13 protein-coding genes are annotated in these 19,461 nt (G+C 63.7%); 7 read left to right on the forward strand and 6 right to left on the reverse strand.

All coding sequences use genetic code 11. The features are described 5' to 3' along the window. Nucleotides 1–539 precede the first annotated feature (539 nt). Genes glp through moaE form a run of 3 tightly spaced genes read left to right on the forward strand, consistent with a single transcriptional unit; the run spans nucleotide 540 to nucleotide 2,592 of the window. Complete coding sequence (gene glp / locus G3O01_RS42080; RefSeq protein ID WP_205813394.1) at nucleotides 540–1,811, forward strand: gephyrin-like molybdotransferase Glp; 1,272 nt, start codon at nucleotides 540–542, stop codon at nucleotides 1,809–1,811. A 29-nt stretch (nucleotides 1,812–1,840) separates the two neighbouring features. Beyond that, nucleotides 1,841–2,098 (forward strand): molybdopterin converting factor subunit 1, encoded by a 258-nt coding sequence (moaD, locus tag G3O01_RS42085; RefSeq protein WP_205813395.1) that lies wholly within the window; start codon nucleotides 1,841–1,843, stop codon nucleotides 2,096–2,098. 17 nt (nucleotides 2,099–2,115) lie between these two features. Then, nucleotides 2,116–2,592, forward strand: a complete 477-nt coding sequence (gene moaE, locus G3O01_RS42090; RefSeq protein WP_205813396.1) for a molybdopterin synthase catalytic subunit MoaE — start codon at nucleotides 2,116–2,118, stop codon at nucleotides 2,590–2,592. A gap of 112 nt (nucleotides 2,593–2,704) precedes the next feature. On the opposite strand, the gene G3O01_RS42095 is transcribed toward moaE, so the two are convergent. Then, on the reverse strand, nucleotides 2,705–3,265 hold the full coding sequence (locus tag G3O01_RS42095) for a group III truncated hemoglobin (RefSeq protein ID WP_205813397.1): 561 nt from the start codon (nucleotides 3,263–3,265) through the stop codon (nucleotides 2,705–2,707). A gap of 240 nt (nucleotides 3,266–3,505) precedes the next feature. Here G3O01_RS42095 and G3O01_RS42100 point away from each other — a divergent pair, with 240 nt between their 5' ends. Both G3O01_RS42100 and clpB read left to right on the forward strand, forming a co-directional pair. Continuing rightward, nucleotides 3,506–4,003, forward strand: coding sequence for an Rrf2 family transcriptional regulator (locus tag G3O01_RS42100; RefSeq protein WP_205813398.1), 498 nt, complete (start codon nucleotides 3,506–3,508; stop codon nucleotides 4,001–4,003). A 367-nt stretch (nucleotides 4,004–4,370) separates the two neighbouring features. After that, nucleotides 4,371–6,968, forward strand: a complete 2,598-nt coding sequence (clpB, locus tag G3O01_RS42105) for an ATP-dependent chaperone ClpB (RefSeq protein ID WP_205813399.1) — start codon at nucleotides 4,371–4,373, stop codon at nucleotides 6,966–6,968. Nucleotides 6,969–7,087: 119 nt separating this feature from the next. Here the strand turns inward: clpB and G3O01_RS42110 are convergent, their stop codons facing one another. The 4 genes from G3O01_RS42110 to G3O01_RS42125 all read right to left on the reverse strand — a co-directional run bounded on the left by G3O01_RS42110 (nucleotide 7,088) and on the right by G3O01_RS42125 (nucleotide 16,875). Continuing rightward, nucleotides 7,088–7,534, reverse strand: coding sequence for a YidB family protein (locus G3O01_RS42110; RefSeq protein ID WP_205813400.1), 447 nt, complete (start codon nucleotides 7,532–7,534; stop codon nucleotides 7,088–7,090). A 160-nt stretch (nucleotides 7,535–7,694) separates the two neighbouring features. Beyond that, nucleotides 7,695–8,252, reverse strand: coding sequence for a helix-hairpin-helix domain-containing protein (locus tag G3O01_RS42115; RefSeq protein WP_205813401.1), 558 nt, complete (start codon nucleotides 8,250–8,252; stop codon nucleotides 7,695–7,697). A 192-nt stretch (nucleotides 8,253–8,444) separates the two neighbouring features. Next, a complete protein-coding gene (gene pbpC, locus G3O01_RS42120; RefSeq protein ID WP_205813402.1) occupies nucleotides 8,445–10,805 on the reverse strand; it encodes a penicillin-binding protein 1C in 2,361 nt (786 codons plus the stop codon). Between the two features lie 13 nt (nucleotides 10,806–10,818). Further along, nucleotides 10,819–16,875 carry an MG2 domain-containing protein gene (locus G3O01_RS42125; RefSeq protein WP_205813403.1) on the reverse strand — a complete coding sequence of 2,019 codons (6,057 nt, stop codon included), beginning with the start codon at nucleotides 16,873–16,875 and terminating at the stop codon, nucleotides 10,819–10,821. Between the two features lie 176 nt (nucleotides 16,876–17,051). Here G3O01_RS42125 and G3O01_RS42130 point away from each other — a divergent pair, with 176 nt between their 5' ends. After that, nucleotides 17,052–17,468 carry a MerR family transcriptional regulator gene (locus G3O01_RS42130; RefSeq protein WP_205813404.1) on the forward strand — a complete coding sequence of 139 codons (417 nt, stop codon included), beginning with the start codon at nucleotides 17,052–17,054 and terminating at the stop codon, nucleotides 17,466–17,468. Continuing rightward, nucleotides 17,465–17,875, forward strand: coding sequence for a carboxymuconolactone decarboxylase family protein (locus G3O01_RS42135; protein ID WP_205813405.1), 411 nt, complete (start codon nucleotides 17,465–17,467; stop codon nucleotides 17,873–17,875). The genes G3O01_RS42130 and G3O01_RS42135 overlap by 4 nt, the downstream gene beginning before the upstream one ends. Nucleotides 17,876–18,079: 204 nt before the next feature. Here the strand turns inward: G3O01_RS42135 and G3O01_RS42140 are convergent, their stop codons facing one another. Further along, entirely contained in the window at nucleotides 18,080–19,459 is a 1,380-nt protein-coding gene (locus G3O01_RS42140; RefSeq protein WP_205813406.1) for an MATE family efflux transporter, read from the reverse strand. Nucleotides 19,460–19,461: the final 2 nt, after the last annotated feature.

A 19,461-nucleotide genomic window follows, 5' to 3' on the forward strand; every position in this document is an offset into this window, starting at 1 on the left:
CACTCCCGCGTCGCCACACGCGCGATCAAATCTCCCACGTTCTATGGTGGTGAACTGTGTGTAGGCTTTCGCGGCGTATGCACACCACTCCGAACTGAAAAGCACGATCGGTGTCGTAAGAGCGCTGAGGTGTGGAGCACTACGACCGACACACAGTTTGCCACCTGGGCGGCGCAAACCATTCGCTGCCGCCAGCGGCGCTACGGGTGATTGAAGCGGGTGAGGCGTCCGTTCGGAGCGTTGGCAACGGGCGGTGACTGAGAAGTTGCCGTGTGAAGTGGAGGAACTGTTGGGGGCCATCAGGCGGAGGTCAAGAACGGGCGGTGTTAGCCCGCTTTCTTTGCTTACTTTCTTTGCGGCGGCAAAGAAAGTAAGTGCCGCCCCGCACAGGGGCAACGCGTGAAGCAGGCAAGACAAAGCGCAGATGCCAGCGAAAGCGAAAGCAGACCACACAGCGTCGCAAGACAAAAAAACGCCAACTACACGACTCGCCCACCCCCGCTACAATAAATATTTCCTCATCGCTTCCCGAACGATCGATGTCCACTCCATCACCCGCCCAGCCCGCGCCACGCGCACCGATGCTCTCGACAGCCGACGCGCTCGCCACATTGCTCGGCGCGGCCGTGCAAATCGACGGCAAAGAAACGCTTCCAACCCTGGAAGCCATCAACCGGGTGCTTGCCGCCGACGTCGTCTCGCCCCTCGACGTCCCGCCGATGAACACGAGTTCGATGGACGGCTATGCAGTGCGCGTTGCCGAGTTGTCGCAGGGCGAACGGCGTCTGCCCATCTCGCAGCGCATCCCCGCCGGTCACGCGCCGCAGCCGCTCGCAGAGGGCACGGCGGCACGCATTTTCACGGGTGCAACCGTGCCGCCCGGCGCGGATGCCATCGTGATGCAGGAACAGACGGAAGCCGTCGGCGATGAAGTGACGATCCTGCACACGCCTAAAGCAGGCGAATGGATCACGCAACAAGGCGCCGATATCCGCAAAGGTGCAACCATCCTGCCGGCGGGCACGCGGCTCACGCCGCAGGCGCTCGGCCTGGCGGCGTCCGTCGGCTGCGCGCATCTGGAGTTGGTGCGGCGCGTGAAGGTCGCCGTGTTCTTCACCGGCGACGAACTGACGATGCCCGGCGAGCCGCTCAAGCCGGGCGCCATCTACAACTCGAACCGCTTCACGCTGACCGGCCTGCTGCACAAGCTCGGTTGCGAAGTGACCGACTACGGCATCGTGCCCGACAAGCTCGACGCGACCCGCCAGACGCTGCGTGAAGCCGCGCAGGCGCATGATCTGATCCTGACGTGTGGCGGCGTCTCCGTCGGCGAAGAAGACCACGTGAAGCCCGCGGTCGAGGCGGAGGGCCGTCTGTCGATGTGGCAGATCGCGATGAAACCGGGCAAGCCGCTCGCGTTCGGCGCCATCCATCGCGCGGCGACGTCGGATGCGCAAGGCGGCGCGAACGAGACCTTCTTCATTGGCCTGCCGGGCAACCCCGTGTCGACCTTCGTCACGTTCCTGCTGTTCGTGCGGCCATTCCTGCTGCGCCTCGCCGGTGTGCGCACGGTCACGCCGCGGGCGCTGTCGCTGCGCGCCGATTTCACGCAGCAAAAGGGCGACCGCCGCAATGAGTTCCTGCGTGCCCGCGTGAACGCCGCGGGCGGCCTCGATCTGTTTCCAAACCAGAGTTCGGCCGTGCTGACGTCGACCGTCTGGGGCGATGGGCTGATCGACAATCCGCCGAATCATGCGATCAGCGCCGGCGAGACCGTGCGCTTCATCCCGTTTTCCGAGTTGCTGAACTGAACGCGGCCGTCATCCGACCGCTACCGAACATGAAGATCCAGCTGAAATATTTTGCGAGCGTGCGTGAAGCGCTCGGCCGGTCCGACGAATCCGTCGACCTTCCCGAAGGCATCGCGACCGTCGGCGACGTGCGCGCGTGGTTGCGCGTACGCGGCGGCGTGTGGGCCGAGGCGCTCGCCGAAGGCCGCGCGTTGCGCATGGCCTGCAATCATGTGATGACGGACGCCGGCACGCGCATCACCGACGGCTGCGAAGTCGCGTTCTTCCCGCCCGTCACGGGCGGCTAAGCCAGCGAGGACATACGATGACCGTCCGCGTTCAGACAGAAGATTTCGACCTGTCGACGGAAGTGGCCGCGCTGCGCGCGCAAAATCCGAAGGTGGGCGCCGTCGCGTGCTTCGTCGGCACGGTGCGCGATATCAACGAAGGTGAAACCGTCGAGACGATGGAACTCGAGCACTATCCGGGCATGACGGAGAAGTCGCTGGAGGCGATCGTCGAGGCGGCGCGCGAGCGCTGGCCGGGCACCGAGGTGCTGATCGTGCACCGCGTCGGCAAGCTGATGCCGCTCGACCAGATCGTGCTGGTCGCGACGACCTCGAAGCATCGCGGCAACGCATTCGCGTCCTGCGAGTTCGTGATGGATTACCTGAAAACCCAGGCGCCGTTCTGGAAGAAAGAAAAGACGGAAACCGGCGAGCGGTGGGTCGACGCACGCGTGACCGACGATGAAGCGCTCGCGCGCTGGGGACTCGAATCGCTGAATTCGAAAACGGATTAACGCTTATTCGTTGAACGTTTCAAATATAAACGTCAACGCGTTAATCCGGATTCGAAATGTTAAATCGCAATGGCGGATTCGAAATTGTTAAATCCTGACCAATTGCTCAGTTTTAATCGCTATCGCCAGATTTACCGATAATTTTTGCCGGAAACGGCTCGCCACGCGGCCACGAATGTTCGGCCGCGTGCTCTTCGCGCGAGCGGCGGCGGGGCGCAATTCGCTCCAGCAAGGCCTGCTGTTCGGCGGGAATCTGGTAGTCCCAGCCGAACTTGCTCAGCTGCAGGCTCTGCGCGATGCGCAGCGCGGGTTCCATGAAGCGCACGGCGGCAGCCGGTTCATAGCGTGACTCGACCGTGTCCAGGAACAGGAACAGCCACCGGCTGAAATGGCGCGGCTCAAGGCCCTCGAGCGGCATGTGCGCCTGTTGCACGTTGCCGCGATACTGCTTCGCCCCCAGCACCAGCGACCCCCAGAACACACACATTTTCGGCAGATGCTCGTCCCAGCGGCCCGCGAGCTTCTGCTCGAACGCGGGACCGAGCAGTGCGTCGGCCCGCACGCGGTCGTAGAACGCGTAGACGAGCTCGCGGATGTTGTCTTCAGTGGCTTCGGCGTAACGCTTCGCGAGAGGCGCGACAGCGGAAATATCGGAAGAAATATCGGACTTCATATCTGGAACAAAAGTGAGTCGCGGCAAGTCGCGGTATCGCAAACGTTTTGGCGCGCTTGCTCTAAACAAAGAAAAAATGCGCTTAAAACGAAAGTTACCGTTTATAGTTACGCGAAATAACGAGATAAACGTGGCAATAAGATGTGCTTTGAAAGCATGTTATTGCGCGGCCGAAGTACTGGCGTTAGTGGAGCCGGCGTGAACATTCCGCATGCTGACTCCGTCGCGATTTGCCTTTCAATGAGACTGACAGACTATACCGATTACTCGCTGCGCGTGTTGCTTTACCTCGCAGTTCGCTCCGAAGGACTGGCAACGATACAAGACATCTCCGATGCTTATGGCATATCGAAGAACCATCTGATGAAGGTGGTTCAGCGGCTCGCCGAACTTGGCTGGGTCGAGACCGTACGTGGACGCAATGGCGGTCTGCGGCTGTTCGAGCATTCGTCGGCGCTCACCGTCGGCGAGGTGGTGCGGGCCGCCGAGCACGACTTTGCGCTCGTCTCCTGCTTCAACGGCGCCGATACGAGCGGCGCGCATCGCGAGTGTGTCATTCAGTCGCAATGCCGACTGAAGGGCATCCTCGAATCCGCGCGGGCGGCTTTCTTCCGTGAACTCGACAGCTATACGATCCGCGACATCGCGGAACCGGCGTCGCCACTGATGTCGTTACTCGGATTGAAGCCGTCGGCGACAATCGTGCCGATCGTGCCGGCGGTATCGACGGGCACCTGATCGCCGGTTTGCCCGCGGTTGGCGGCACGGGCCGCCCGGGCCGCGCCGCCAACGGATTCCGTCCAGCGGCGGCGTGTCCCGGCTGGCCGGATTTCCCGGCTCGGGCATCCCGGCATGCCCGACGCGACGCGCGCATGCAAGACAGGCGCGCCCGTCTTCGCTTGCGCTGTCCCTTCGCTATTACCCGAACGCACGCCGGGCTACACTTCACTGTGTTCCCGAAGACCTGCGGGACACCCGTACCCATCTCACGTCCCGCACGTTCGTGCGGTTCGCGTGTAAATTCTCTCTCCCCGATGCAAAAAAGCGCTTGAAACCGGCATAAAACGCCTCATTTTGGTGGTAATCGAAATTGGAGGTCTCATAGATGAGAGTCGACAAACTCACCACTAAATTCCAGGAAGCGTTATCCGACGCGCAAAGCCTTGCCGTCGGCCATGACAATCAGTACATCGAACCCGTCCACCTGCTAGCGGCCCTCGTCGCGCAGCAGGACGGCTCTGCGCGCTCGCTGCTGGCGCGTGCCGGCGTGCATGTGCAGGCACTGCAAACGGCGTTGAACGACGCGATCACGCGTCTGCCGCAAGTGCAGGGCACGGACGGCAACGTGCAGATCGGCCGCGATCTCACGGGCCTGTTGAATCAGGCTGACAAGGAAGCGCAGAAGCTCAACGACACCTACATCGCGAGCGAAATGTTCCTGCTCGCCATCGCTGACGATAAAGGCGAAGCGGGCCGTCTGTCGCGCGAACATGGTTTGTCGCGCAAGTCGCTCGAGGCGGCTATCGTCGCCGTGCGGGGCGGCGCGCAGGTGCACAGCCAGGACGCCGAAAGCCAGCGCGAAGCGCTGAAGAAATACACGATCGACCTGACCGAGCGCGCCCGTGCGGGCAAGCTCGACCCGGTGATCGGCCGCGACGACGAAATCCGCCGTTCGATCCAGATTCTCCAGCGCCGGACCAAGAACAACCCGGTGCTGATCGGCGAACCGGGCGTCGGCAAGACGGCCATCGTCGAAGGGCTTGCGCAGCGTATCGTCAACGGCGAAGTGCCTGAAACGCTCAAAGGCAAGCGCGTGCTGTCGCTCGACATGGCGGCGCTGCTCGCGGGCGCGAAGTATCGCGGCGAGTTCGAAGAGCGCCTGAAGGCCGTGCTGAACGACATCGCGAAGGACGAAGGCCAGACCATTGTCTTCATCGACGAAATTCACACGATGGTCGGCGCGGGCAAGGCCGAAGGCGCGATGGACGCGGGCAACATGCTCAAGCCGGCGCTGTCGCGCGGCGAACTGCATTGCGTTGGTGCGACCACGCTCGACGAATATCGCAAGTACATCGAAAAGGATGCCGCGCTCGAGCGCCGCTTCCAGAAGGTGCTCGTCGACGAGCCTAGCGTCGAGGCAACCATCGCGATCCTGCGCGGCTTGCAGGAACGCTATGAACTGCACCACGGCGTCGATATTACCGACCCGGCTATCGTCGCGGCGGCGGAACTGTCGCATCGCTATATCACCGACCGTTTCCTGCCGGACAAGGCGATCGACCTGATCGACGAAGCCGCGTCGAAGATCAAGATGGAAATCGACTCGAAGCCCGAGGAGATGGACCGGCTCGATCGTCGTCGCATCCAGTTGAAGATCGAGCGCGAAGCCGTCAAGAAAGAAAAGGACGAAGCGTCGCAAAAGCGTCTGCAACTGATCGAGGAAGAAATCGAGCGGCTCGACCGCGAATATTCGGATCTCGAAGAAATCTGGACGGCGGAAAAAGCGGCCGTGCAGGGCAGCGCGCAGCTGAAGGAAGAGATCGAGAAGACGCGCGCGGAAATCACGCGTCTGCAACGCGAAGGCAAGCTGGAGAAGGTCGCCGAATTGCAGTACGGGAAGCTGCCGCAACTCGAGCAGCAACTGAAGGCGGTCACGAAGGCAGAAGCTGAAGAGCAGAGCAATCCGACGCGTCCGCGCTTGTTGCGCACGCAGGTCGGCGCCGAGGAAATCGCGGAAGTCGTGTCACGTGCCACGGGCATCCCCGTGTCGCGGATGATGCAGGGCGAGCGCGAGAAGCTGTTGCAGATCGAAGAGAAGCTGCATCAGCGCGTGGTCGGCCAGGATGAAGCGATCAGCGCTGTCGCCGATGCGATCCGCCGTTCGCGTGCCGGTCTGTCGGATCCGAACCGCCCGTATGGCTCGTTCCTGTTCTTAGGACCGACGGGTGTCGGCAAGACGGAACTGTGCAAGGCGCTCGCAGCGTTCCTGTTCGACGCGGAAGACCATCTCATTCGTATCGACATGAGCGAGTTCATGGAGAAGCACAGCGTCGCGCGTCTGATCGGCGCGCCGCCGGGCTACGTCGGTTACGAGGAAGGCGGTTATCTGACGGAAGCCGTGCGCCGCAAGCCGTACAGCGTGATCCTGCTCGACGAAATCGAGAAGGCGCATCCGGACGTCTTCAACGTGCTGCTGCAGGTGCTCGACGACGGCCGTATGACGGATGGCCAGGGCCGTACCGTGGACTTCAAGAACACGGTGATCGTGATGACCTCGAACCTCGGTTCGCAGGTGATCCAGTCGATGATCGGTCAGCCCGAGGAAACGGTGAAGGACGCCGTCTGGGAAGAAGTGAAGCTGCATTTCCGGCCGGAATTCCTGAACCGGATCGACGATGTGGTCGTGTTCCATGCACTCGATCGCTCGAACATCCAGTCGATCGCGAAGATCCAGCTCGAACGGGTGCACGAACGGCTCGCGAAGCTCGACATGCAGCTGGTCGTGTCGGACGCCGCGCTGGAACTGATCGGCAAGGTGGGCTACGACCCGCTGTTCGGCGCGCGGCCGTTAAAGCGCGCGATCCAGCAGGAGATCGAGAACCCGGTCGCCAAGCTGATTCTGGCCGGCAAGTTCGGTCCGAAGGACGTGATCCCCGTCGAGGTGGACAACGGCAAGCTCGTGTTCGAACGGGTCGTGCACTAAAGCGCCATGGGAACGGAGCGTCGCATTGCGGCGCGTCCGTTGCCGATGAAAACAAAAAAGGGCAACGAAGCGATTCGTTGCCCTTTTTTGCGCTGCGCGTCGAGCGCTTGCGCCCAGGCTCAGGCGTTCTTGTTGCCGAAGAGGCCCGCGATCTGGCCGAGCGCACCCAATGCGCCCGACATGCCGCCTGCATCGAGCTTGCCATCGGCGGGCACTTCGCCATTCGGCGTCGCGGCGTTGATCACATGCGGCAGCACTTGCGACAGCAGGCCCGTCACCATCGACGGTTCGACGCCGGCCTTCGCCGCCATGTTCGTGACGGCTTCCGAGCCGAGCACATTGTGCAGCGTATCGGCGGCAATCGGCTGGTTCTCGCCCGTGCCGACCCACGAGCTGATGATGTCGCCCGCGCCGTTTTGCTGGAAGCGCTGGATCAGGCCGTTCAGGCCGCCGGGCTGGTTGTTGACGAATTCGAGCGCCGCCGAAATCAGCGCCGCCTGGCCACCGCCGCCTTCAGGCGACTGGCCGCCGCCGAGCATGGAACCGAGGGTGTCGAGTAGGCTCATGACAATCTCTCTTGAGAAGCCGGCGCGATGAGCGTGAAGCATGCGCCGGCGGGGAACGAAACACCGCGCGAAACGCGGCACCAATATAGTTGAAACAGCGGACGTGAAGCAGTGCGGACGTCAGGCAGTGCGGCCACTGGACGCTGACGGACAGCGCGTCCTATGCGCCCGACGCAGCGGACGCAGCCTTGCTCTTCTTCGATTTCTTCGACTTCGAAGCGGTCGTGTCCGACGCCGTTGCGGGCGCGGATGCCGCCGTTGCTGCGGGCGCCGATGCAGCGGCCGCATCAGCCTTGCTCTTCTTCTTCGACTTCGATGCCTTGCTGTCCGACGCGGCAGGCGCGGGCGCGGATGGCGCCGGCGTTTGAGCCGTCGTCGCAGCAGGCGCGGGTGTGGACTTCGACATCGTGCCTGCAGGGGCTTTGGCGGGCGCGCCCGTCGGCGGCGCCGATGAGCCGTTGATCGTCAGACCCGCCGCTTCGAGATTCTTCACCGACTTCTGACCGATCCCTTTGACACGGTTGGCGAGATCGTCGGCATCCTTGAACGGGCCGTTCTTGGTGCGTTCGTCGATGATCGCTTTCGCATGGACGGGGCCGATACCTTTGACCGATTCGAGCGCGGCCTGGTCGGCGGAATTGACTTCGACGGCGGCCGCGAATCCCGCCGACAGCGACAGCACGAGCGCGGCGCACAGCATCAACAGCTTTTTCAACATGGCAATCACTCCATTGAGGGCAAACAGGTAGCCGGAACGGACGACGCTTTCATTTGAGCAAGCACTGCGTTCAAGCATAGGACAATTTACTGTCCTCTTTGACCGAACGGCGCGCAATGATGCGTGAATTGGCAGCGAATCGGCCGATTTATACCGTTCGAATCGTGACAAGACAATGCGGGCTCACCAAATTTAAAGCTTTTGCCCGTTCGTCGTGCTGTCTTGCCGGGTTGATGTCAGTGAAGCGGGAGAGGGCTGCGGCGCGCTGGCGCCATGCGCCGCGCCCGGTTTGCGAGCGCGCGCCGCCGCGCCACGCACTTCGAAGCGCACCGAATCGGCGCTCGATCCATCTGCATTCACGAGTTCGAGCACGTGACGGCCAGGCCATGGCAGCCATTGCACACGCTCGTCGCGGCCGAGCGGCTTGCCGTCGAGCCGCCAGCTGCTGCGTCCGGACGAGCCACTCGCGCGTTCGAACACGATGCGCTGGCGTGTGGCGGGAATGTCGGGGTCGAGCGCAAACAGCGTGCCGTCCGTCGGCGAGCCGATGCGCGGCGCAGCGTTCGAAGACGTTGCCGTCGCATTGCGCGATCCGCGTGTCGCGATGGTTGCGTTGTCTGCGGAATGGGCGGTCGCGGCCAGTCCGACGCTCGGCGTTTGCGTGCCGTCGACGAACCACTCGTTGCGCGCGGGCTCGATGTTGCCGTCGAAGGTCACACGCGTTTGCACCACGCCGACAGGCACGCGCGGCGCGACGCTCGGCACGCGCCGGTGCAGATAGCCGACGATCGCGGCCCAGATCGGCGCGGCGCCCGTCACGCCGGATACATCCCACATCGGCTGGCCGTCGGCGTTGCCGACCCACACGCCAACGGTATAGCGCGACGTGTAGCCGACCGTCCAGTTGTCGCGCATGTCCTTGCTGGTGCCCGTTTTCACCGCCGAGAAAAAGCGCGTCGCGAGCGGGCTGTCGAAACCGAACGTGCGCGTGCGCGCGTTGTTATCGGCCAGCACGGTGGTGATGATGTAGCTCGCGTCGGCGCTGAACACGCGCTGTTGCGGAACTGTTGCAGTCGTCGCGCGACGCGGCATATCGAACGTCGGCGCGGCGACGCCGCCGTTCGCAAGCGCGCGATACGCATTGGTCAGCGACAGCAGCGTCACATCGGCACTGCCGAGCGCGAGCGAAAAACCGTAGTAATCGCCGCTCTGTTCGAGTGGCAGGCCGAGCGCGGTGAGCGTTTTCGCAAAGCGATGCGGCGTGACCATCACGAGCGTGCGCACGGCAGGCACGTTCAACGACGAACCGAGCGCGGTGCGCACGCTGACCCAGCCCTTGAAGTCCTTGTCGTAGTTTTGAGGCATGTACAGACCGCCGCCCGCCGCGAGATCGAGCGGCGCATCATCGAGCAGCGATGCCGTGGTGAGCCGCCGTTCGTCGATCGCCTGCGCGTAGAGGAAGGGCTTGAGCGTCGAGCCCGCCTGGCGGCGCGCGAGCGCCGCATCTACGTCGCGCGCGCCCGACAATCCGCCCGACGAACCAACCCACGCCAAAACTTCGCCCGTCGCATTGTCGAGCACGACGACGGCGCCATCATGCACGTTACGCGGATGCGCGGGCGCATTGAGTTCGATCAACGTGCGCGTGAGCGTATCGGCGGCAAAGCGCTGGAGTCTGGCGTCGAGCGTGCTGGTCACGCGCGCGCCTGCAACGGGATGCGTTTCGCTCGCGATGCGGCGTGCAAAGTGCGGCGCCAGCGTCGGTGCATCGGGCGAGATGGAGAGCAACGCAGGAGCGGGGCGCGCGAACGCGAGCTGCACGAAGGCAGCGAGATTCACGCAGCGTTCGGGTGCCTGCATGTCGCGCAGAATGCGGCACGCGCGCTCACTGACCTTCGCGTACGGCGCGTTCGGCGCGCGGATCAACGCGGCGGCGACGGCGGCCTCGCGTTCGTCGAGACCGGAAGGCGCCTTGCCGAACAGCGTGGCCGACAGCGCAGACAGGCCGATCGTTTCGCCGCGAAACGGCACGAGGTTCAGATACGCTTCGAGAATCTGGTCCTTGCGCCACATGCGTTCGAGCCACAGCGCGCTCACGGCCTGATTCGCCTTCTGCGCGATCGAGCGTTGCCCTGAATGCTGCGGATCGTCGTTGAGCAGACCTGTGAGCTGCATCGTCACCGTCGATGCACCGCGCGTGCGCGTGTTCCACAGATTCGCCCATGCCGCCGCCGCCGCGCCGCGCCAGTCGACGCCGCTGTGTTCGTAAAAGCGTTTGTCCTCCGATACGACGATCGCTTCGCGCAGCGCGGGCGACACATCCGCGAGCGCGACCCAGTCGCCGCGCCTTTCGGCTTTGTCGATACGCGTGCGCTGCAGTGGCACGCCATCGCGCGACAGCAGCAGCCAGTCGGAACTGCGCCACTGCGTGCGCACGTCGTCAAAGTTAGGCAGTGCGTGCGCGGCGAGCGGTTCGCCGAGCAGCGCAACGCACAGCGCGATGCGAGCGAACGCGGTCGACCAGCGTGTCTTCGCGTTCGGATTGTTCGACATCGCGCGTACCTCCTTACTTCGCAGCCGCTGCAGGCTTCACGACGACGGGCGCATTCGGCAGCACGCCGAACGTCGACGGCGCGTAGAGCGCTTCGACGCGCGTCGGCGGCAAGCCGAATGTGCCGACGTTGTTCAGCCGCACCGTGTACTCGACCGAGAACTTGCCCTTCGGCACGTAATCGTAATACGCACGATAGCCGTCGAAGCCGCGCTCGACGAACGCCGGCCACGCTTCGCCCTTGGACTTTTCGCCTTGCGTCGCAGCTTCCGAATCGCGGCCGAGACCCGAACCGAGGATCGTCGCGCCCGCCGGAACGGGATCGTTGACGACGACCCAGGTCATGTCGGTCTGCGCATCGATATCCAGATGCACGCGCACGACGTCGCCGCGCGTGTTCACACCTTTTTCGGCGGGATCAATCGGCGTGACGGTCTTCGTGATCCGGTAGCCCGCCGCGAACGGCGCTTTGAGCGCGACGGCCGCAAGACTTTCGATCGTCGCCCAAGGCTTGCCTGTGCCGTCGTGCGTCAATGTCAGCGAGACAGGCGCGCTGCGCGATTCGGGCGGCCACGGCAGCAACTGGCTGCGCGTATCGGACGTCTTCGTGATGGCTGTGGCCGACGCATAGTTCGTCGCGGCGGACGCAGGCTGGCTCCACGAAATCGTCTTGTCGGTCGCGCCGAGTTGCAGCTTCGTTTGTCCCGTCACAGGCGTACTTTCGAACACCTGCGAGAAGCGCTGCACGGCAATCGAGCCCCACAGGTTCGCCGTGGTCGTCTGCCATGCGCCGTTCTTCTGCAATGCGAGAAGGCCTGCGACGAGACGCGGCATCTCATCCTTCCAGCCCGGTAGATCGACGAACGTGAGCGCGGTGCGCGCCGCGTTCGTTTCCGTACCGGACATCAGCCACCAGAGATCGTCACTATCGGCCGTCGAGAAGGTGAGACGCGTGCCCTGATACGTGAGCCGCGCGCGGATGATCTGCTCGACCTGCGCGAGCTTCTCGTCACGTTGCGGAATATCCTTTACGCGCGAGAGCACCGCGTAGTAGTCGAGCACGGCCGACGTCGGCCATTGGTTCGGCGCGATTTCAATCGAACCGAGCATGCTTGCGCGCGCGGCGCCGTGACGCGACAGCGCTTCGAGCGCCGCGAGCTTGCGCAGGTCGAGATCCTTGCGCGGCGCCCAGAAGTTGCGCTCCAGCCTGCCTTCGACAAAGCTGACCAGACCGCCTTCGAGTTTCGCGCGCAGATCGTCGGGCAGGGCGAAACGCGGATCGAGCTTCGCGGCTTCATCGGTGACGGAGAGCAGGTACGCGGTGAGAGTCGTGCTACCCGTGTTGCCGCTGTCGTCGCCGGGCGGGAAGTAGTTCGCGAGACCGTCCTTGTCGAGATAGACGGGCATGCGCGCGACCACGCCTTGCCAGCGCGTGGCGTCACGCAAGCCCTGCGCAACCGACGTCTGCTGTTCGAGGCAGCTATACGGATAACGCTCGAACCAGCGGCGCACGCCGGGCAGACCGTCCGACAGCTTCGACTGCAGCGACACCGCGATACCGCCGCGCAGCGCGCCCGCTTGCGTGGCGGTCGCGTTCGGCGGCGCGGCGACGGGCAGCGAGAACGTGCCGTCGATCTGCGTGAGCGTGGCCTGTTGCACCGTAATCGGGATGGCAGCCGTGACGCGTTGCGTGACCTTCAATGCGTCCGACGCATGCGCCGCGCCTTGTTCCGCTGCGCTGACGTTCCACGTGAGCGCGGCCGGATTCGCTTCAGACAGACCGTCGGGCGGCGTGACCGTCCATGCGACTTCGCGTGCCGAATCGGCGGCGAGATCGACGGTTTGCGGCGGCAGCGACAGACCCGGTACGTTCGGCGTGACGACGACTTTCATCGCGCGCGTGGTCGTGTTGCGCAGCGTGAACTGCGCGCGGAACTGGTCGCCTTCGCGCACCAGCGGCGGCAGGCCGGAGATCAGTTGCAGATCCTGCGTGCTGCGGATCGACGTGCTGCCCGTGCCGAACGTGCCGTCGCCGACAGCAGCGATCGCGACGATGCGGAAGCTCGTCAGCGCGTCGTTGAGCGGCACATCGACAAATGCTTCGCCGTTCGCGTCGAGCGTCACGCGCGGGTTCCACAGCAGCAGCGTGTCGAACAGTTCGCGCGTCGAGCTATGTCCGCCGCCGCCGCCCGCAGGCACAGCCTTGCGCCCAAAGTGACGGCGTCCGACGATCTCCATCTGCGCGGTCGCCGTTTCCACGCCGTACGCGCGCCGTTGGAGCATCGCGTCGAGCAGGTCCCAGCTATCGTTCGGCATCAGTTCAAGCAATGCTTCGTCGACGGCGGTCACGGCGATCTGCGTGCCGGCGGGCGCGGGCTTGCCGCCCGGCATCTGCACGCGCAACTTCACATGCGCCTTGCCGCGCACCGTGTACGACTTCGCATCGGGCGTGACCGTTACGGAGAGCTTGTGCGCCGCCGTGCCTACCTTGATTTCGGCAAGTCCGTAGCGGAAAGCGGGCTTCGACAGATCGACGAGCGGCGTCGGCGCTTCGTAGTAACGGCCTTCGTACCAGAACGCACGCGCCCATTCGAGCGGGGCTTTCCAGCCCCACGTGAAGAACGAATACCACGGCACTTCGTGCACGCGGCCGCGCAGCGCGAGCACAGACACGTACACATTCGGTCCCCACGCCTCGTTCACTTTCAGTTCGACGGTCGGGTCCTTACCGTCCAGCTTGACGACGTGCGTTTCGACGATGCCTTCCCGCTCGACTGCCACGAGCGCGGTCGCGAAGCGGAAGGGCATGCGCACCTGGAAGCGCGCCGTCTCGCCGGGTTCGTACGCGCTCTTTTCGGGCAGCACGTCGATACGGTCGGTGTTTTCGCCGCCGAACCACAGGTCTTCCTCGCGCGTGACCCACACCGACGTCGTCGCTGTCGACGCATGGCCTTCGCCGTCCTTCGCGGTGACGACGAGATCGACGTTGCCGGCTTCCTTGAGCTTCGCGTCGCAGATCATCAGGCCGTGGTCGTCGCTCTTGCCGCTGCACAGCGTGCCGAGGTCTTTGGTTTCGGTGTGGTTGTCGTACGCATAGAAGCCGCCGACCATGCGCTTGCGCGACGTGATCGTGATACGCGCAATGCCGCGCACGTCGAGCGGCACGCCCGCGCGCGGTTTGCCTTGCAGATCGACGGCAAGCGCCTTCACCGGCACTGAATTGCCGACCGACACCCATTGCCCCGATTTCACGCCCGCGACGACGGCGGCGGGCCACAGCGTCGCGTTGCCGCTGATGGTCTGCACTTCGCCATTTGGGTCGGCAAAGGTCGCTTCAAGGGCGAGGCGCTTCGGCGCATCCACTTGCGGCAGGTTCTTGATGCTCATGCTGCCAGCGCCGTTCCGATCGAGCGTGACGGGTTCCTTGTCGGCGATCAGTTTCGACGTGTCGTCGTCGGCGGCCTGTTCGCTTTCTTCGTCGTCGGAAGACGATGCATTGGCCTCGTTGCGCTTGCGATACGGCGCGAAGCTGAATTCCGGATAGGTGCCGGCGAAAGCGGGCGTCGTGCTTTTCATCAGCGCCGACACCTGCACGGGCAGGCCCGATGCGCCGCCGCCCGACATGTAGTCGATCTGCAGCGTGACGGGCGCTTCGCTCGCGGCGACGAGCGGATGGTTCTTCTCATCGCGCACGGCAATCGTGCCTTTGAACACAGGCAAGCGAAACTCTTCGACGCGGAAGCTGCCCGACGAATAACTGTGCCGCGCCGAGTGGGCGCTGCTGTCTTCGTCGCCATCGTTGTTCGATGTGTCGTCGCCCGATGCCGCGTTCGCATCGCCGTCATCGAGCGACACGGTGTATTCGCCGAGCTTTGCCGCCGCGGGAATCGCGAAGGTCGAATCGGACGTGTGGTCGGCGGCCCATTTGAGCGGCATGTGCCACGTTTGTCCGCTACCGAGATGGCGGATCGTCAGGCGAGTCGGATACGTCTTCGGGAACGCGAGCCCGTGCATCGTCTCGACGCGGATCATGTGCTTCATCGACACCGTTTCGCCCGCGCGCAGCAGCGTGCGATCGAACACGGTGTGCGCGCGCACGGTCTGCTCGAGGCTGGTGTCGGTCGGCACGTTGAAGCGCCATGCCTCGATGCCGCGATTCCAGTCGGAGCGTACGAAGGCCATGTCGTGGCCCGTCTTCGGATCGTCGATGCGTGCCGATACGAAGAAGCCCTCGAAGCTGTCTTCCTTGCATTCGTTGCGTGACGTCAGCGCCTGGTTGATCGTCAGCACGCCGTGCGCGTCGGTCTTGCCGGAGGCGAGTTCGACGCCGTTGCAATCGCTCACGTGCACATCGGCGTTCGGCACGGGCTGGCCTTTGTCGAGCGTCGTCACCCACACGACGCTGTTCTCGCGTCCCTGCTTGAAATGCACGCCGAGGTTCGTGACGAGCACGGCGGTGCGCACGTACATCGGCGCTTTCTTGCCGAGCAGCGACGTGCCGAGCGCGGGCGACGCCAGTTCGATCACATAGAAACCCGGCTTCGTGACCGGCACGCCGACTACTTCGAATGGCCGCAGTGCTTTGGGATCGGCTTTGGGCAACGCGAGCGTCTCGACATTCGACTGGCCGGCGAGCAGCGACAGCGAACGGATGTCGATCAGCGGATTCTTCTTGTCTTCGGCCGGATCCGCGTCTTCGCTCCTGCGCGGCACGATCACCGGATGCGGATTGCGCGCGAGCAGTTGCGGCATCTGCTCGTTGATCGACTGGCGGCTCATGATGAAACCGTCGAAGCGGTCGACGTTGCGCATCCAGCGGCGAATATCGCTATCGGCATCGACGCGCATTTTCGTGAACTGCGCGTTGCCCGCGTTGAGCCCGGCAATATGCAGATCGGCTTCGACGTTACGCAGCGTGACGGGCACGAGCGCGGGCATGTCCGGTTCCGCGAAGCGCTCGATGATGCCGAAGGTGCCCGACGAAAACTTCGCGAGCGGCGGTAGCGGCGCCGTGGCCGTCTTGAGCGGGAACAGGTCCACGTTGGTCAACGCGCGGCCGCTTGCGTCCTTGAGATTCGACGGCAGTTCGATGGTCAGGTCGGCGCGCTCGGGCAGCGGCGCGGCGAATTCGACTGCCGTGGTTTGCGGGTCTTTGTCGTCGGGTGAGAAGGTCGGCTTGATTTCGCCGTTTGGTCCCTTGATGCGGATTTTTTCCGCGTCGGTGCGCAGGATGGGCGCGTTGAACTGCACGCGCAACGGCCGCAACGGCGTGCACGGCGCCTTTGCGTTTTCGCGTTCGCAAGTAAAGCTTGCGGCGAACGGTTCGCGCACGTTGAAATCGAAGCGGCGTTCGACGTCGTTCGCAATGCCGCTCGGGCTCGCGACCCCCTTGCCATAGACCAGTTGTGCCTTCGTGCCCGACGGGAGCGCCTGCTGGCATTGCAACGTCAGCACACGTGTCGCTTCCTTCTGCAAGCGGAAACGCTTGAGCAGTTCGGTGCGCATTGCTGCATCGACATTCTTTACGGGAATACGATTGCCGAGTCCGCTCGATTCACACCAGACATGCTGACGCACCGACGCATCCGTCGCCGGGCCGTTCAGCCTCAGGACAAACGCCTGGTCCTCCTCGATTTCGCCACCGTACGGCTGCACGCTCTGCACGAACGGGCCACCCGTCTCGAACGCGTAGTGACGCGGCCCCGTCAGCGCATGGCCCGATGAAGATTTCAACCCATCGTTCAGATCGACGGAGCACGCGACGCCAGGTGGCAGATCGGCGGTGAAGTCCCACGCCCAAGTCTTGTCGTCGATCCAGCGCGGCTGGCCGGCGCTCGCCGTTGCGTCATTGCATTTGATACGCGCGGGCGCAGGCAGATCGGGTGCACCGAACGCGACCATCGATTCGTCGAACTTGACGACCACCTGGCGGACCTGCGCGACTTTGCCTTGCGGCGAAACCTGCGTGATGCGCGCTGCATCGGCGCGCCATGTAAGCGTGCCGAGAAGACCGAGCATCGCAGCCGCTGCGACTGCCCATATCGCTTGACGTTTGATGGTGCCGCTTTGCATCGACTGCGCTCCCGGTGTCATTTTTCTTTCTTCAATTGCTTTCAATTGGCAGCCGATTCTAGCCGATGCTTACGACGTTCCCAACCTGCTTCCCGGGTAGGATGGCGCTGACATTCGTCCTGTGTCAGATAGCACTTGACTTAGAGTTCACTCGAAGTCCTAACCTGAGTTTCGTCATGTCAAAAGCTCTCACCATCGGTCAGGTCGCCGCGACGAGCGGCGTTTCCACGCATACGCTGCGCTACTACGAGCAGGCCGGGTTGTTACGGGCGATCGGGCGCACGGACGCGGGGCATCGTCTGTATTCGCCCGCCGATCTCGACTGGCTGCAGTTCGTGATGCGCCTGAAGGCGACGGGCATGCCGATCGCCGGCATGCAGGCGTTCGCCGCGTTGCGTGCCGAAGGTGACGCGACCTTTGGCGCGCGGCGCGAGATGCTGATCGCGCATCGCGACGCCGTGCTCGCACGCATCGCCGAGTTGCAGAGCAGTCTTGACGCGATCACCGACAAGATCGCGTTCTACGAGATGGCCGAGCGTGAGGTGGCATCGACAGGACATATCGACAACTCATTCGTAAAGGACTCGCCATGAATCGCACACACGACGATCGCTACGCACGCGGCTGGGACAAGCTGAAGGAAATCGACGGAACGGCAGGGGAGAAGGTGGTTGCGTCGCTCGCGCCGATTGCGCCGGATTTCGCGCGGCTGTTGATCGAGTTTCCGTTTGGCGATATCTACAGCCGTCCGCAGCTCGATCTGCGGGCAAGGGAAATCGCGACGATAGCGGCGCTGGCTGCGCTTGGGAATGCTCAGCCGCAGTTGAAGGTGCATATCGAGGCGGCGTTGAATGTTGGCTGCACGCGTGACGAGATCGTCGAGGTGTTCATGCAGATGGCTGTTTATGCGGGATTTCCGGCTGCGTTGAATGCGCTTTTCGCGGCCCGTGAGGTGTTCGGGCGGCGGGATGAGGAAGCGGCGGTAGAGGCTGCTGCGTGAGTTGTTGCTGGTCGTTGGCGGTGGGGAAGGAGGTCTTAAATGCAACTAACTGTCTGTATTTCATCTCGACTCCAACAGTAGGCTCGGCGGCACGCGTAAAAGGCCCAGTCTCTAAGGGGAGATCGCCGACGGATGACAACGAAGGGTGCTGCCACGTCGCCGGGCAGCACGCTTATGCGTGCGGCGGCGTGCTGGCGTAACCGCTCAAGCGGCGCGATCCGCCTGCTGCACGCTAGCCATACGCACGGACCGCGCGCTGATCGTCCGCAGATACAAAGCGAGACCGATGCCCGCAATCAGCAGACTCGCTGTATTCGCGAGCCAGAAGCCACGCGCGCCAGTAAACGAGTCAGGCACCCAGCCGCCGACGTCGAAGCCGAGCGCATAGCCGCCGCCCAGGCCCACGCCCCACAACGCGACGGCATAGATTACCGTCGGCACGACAGCCACGCGATACGCGCGCAGCACGAATGCCGACGTGATCTGCAGCGCGTCGCACAGATGGTAGAAAACGACGATCAGCACGAGCGGCATGGCCGCCTGCGCGACCTGCGGGTTAGGCGTGTAGCCCTCGATAATGACCGGCCGCAGCGCAAGCACGATCACGCCATAGCAGCACGCAAGCGCAACCGCCATCACGATGCCATGGCGCGCAAGCGTGCGAGCCGCCTCGAAGCGCTGCGCGCCGAGCGCTTGCGCCACCAGCGTCGACGTGGCGATGCCGATCGACAGCGGCGTCATGTAAAGCACCGCGCCGATATTGCCTGCAATCTGATGTCCCGCCAGCGTCGTCGTGCCGAAACGCGCGATGAAAAGCGCCATGAACGTGTACGACGTGACTTCGATCAGATACGACAGTCCCATCGGCACGCCGAGCTTCAGTTGCGCGGCCTGACGCCGCCACACGGGCCAGCAGAAGTGCCTGAAGATCGCGAACGGCCGGAACACGTCGAGCTTCGACATCACCGTCATGCCGACGATCGCGAGCGTCCAGTTGATCGTGATGCTGGCGAGCGCGGCGCCCGGACCACCAAGCGCGGGCAGGCCGAACTTGCCGAAAATCAGCATCGTGTTGAGCGGCAGCTTCAGCAGCAAGGCGCCGATCTGCAGGATCATCACGAGCCGCGGCTGCCCGACGGCATTCGTCAGCGAGCTATAGACGCGAAACGCGAGGCTTGCCGGCAAACCGAACGCGAGTATCTGCAGATAGGACACGGTGCGCTCACGCAGCGCTTCAGGCGCGCGTGCAAGCTGCAGCAACGGGTGAGGAAAGTACAGAATCAGAAAGCCGATCAGCGCCAGCGCCAGCGCGAGCCACAACGCCTGGCGCACTTCCTCGCCGATTTCCTCGTACTTCGCCGCGCCGTACAACTGGCCGGCTATCGGCTGCAAGGCCGTGAGGATGCCCGTCAGCCCGATGTACACGGAAATATAGATCGACGAACCGAGGCCGAGTGCGGCCAGATCCGTCGCCGAGAAGCGGCCGACCATCGCCGTGTCGATCACGCCGAACGCGATGATCGCCAATTGGCCGATCAGCACAGGCCACGCAAGCCCGGCGATTTTCCGCACATCGGCGAACATGG

The sequence above is a fragment of the Burkholderia sp. Ac-20365 genome, assembly GCF_017104715.1.
Taxonomy (GTDB): domain Bacteria; phylum Pseudomonadota; class Gammaproteobacteria; order Burkholderiales; family Burkholderiaceae; genus Paraburkholderia.

Excerpts from the sequence above, each read along its gene's own strand:
- G3O01_RS42110 (WP_205813400.1), bottom strand. The coding sequence starts at position 7,534 with ATGAGCCTACTCGACACCCTCGGTTCCATGCTCGGCGGCGGCCAGTCG.
- G3O01_RS42115 (WP_205813401.1), bottom strand. The coding sequence starts at position 8,252 with ATGTTGAAAAAGCTGTTGATGCTGTGCGCCGCGCTCGTGCTGTCGCTG.
- moaE (WP_205813396.1), top strand. The coding sequence starts at position 2,116 with ATGACCGTCCGCGTTCAGACAGAAGATTTCGACCTGTCGACGGAAGTG.
- clpB (WP_205813399.1), top strand. The coding sequence starts at position 4,371 with ATGAGAGTCGACAAACTCACCACTAAATTCCAGGAAGCGTTATCCGAC.
- glp (WP_205813394.1), top strand. The coding sequence starts at position 540 with ATGTCCACTCCATCACCCGCCCAGCCCGCGCCACGCGCACCGATGCTC.
- G3O01_RS42100 (WP_205813398.1), top strand. The coding sequence starts at position 3,506 with ATGAGACTGACAGACTATACCGATTACTCGCTGCGCGTGTTGCTTTAC.
- G3O01_RS42125 (WP_205813403.1), bottom strand. The coding sequence starts at position 16,875 with ATGCAAAGCGGCACCATCAAACGTCAAGCGATATGGGCAGTCGCAGCG.
- G3O01_RS42135 (WP_205813405.1), top strand. The coding sequence starts at position 17,465 with ATGAATCGCACACACGACGATCGCTACGCACGCGGCTGGGACAAGCTG.
- G3O01_RS42095 (WP_205813397.1), bottom strand. The coding sequence starts at position 3,265 with ATGAAGTCCGATATTTCTTCCGATATTTCCGCTGTCGCGCCTCTCGCG.
- pbpC (WP_205813402.1), bottom strand. The coding sequence starts at position 10,805 with ATGTCGAACAATCCGAACGCGAAGACACGCTGGTCGACCGCGTTCGCT.
- G3O01_RS42140 (WP_205813406.1), bottom strand. The coding sequence starts at position 19,459 with ATGTTCGCCGATGTGCGGAAAATCGCCGGGCTTGCGTGGCCTGTGCTG.
- moaD (WP_205813395.1), top strand. The coding sequence starts at position 1,841 with ATGAAGATCCAGCTGAAATATTTTGCGAGCGTGCGTGAAGCGCTCGGC.
- G3O01_RS42130 (WP_205813404.1), top strand. The coding sequence starts at position 17,052 with ATGTCAAAAGCTCTCACCATCGGTCAGGTCGCCGCGACGAGCGGCGTT.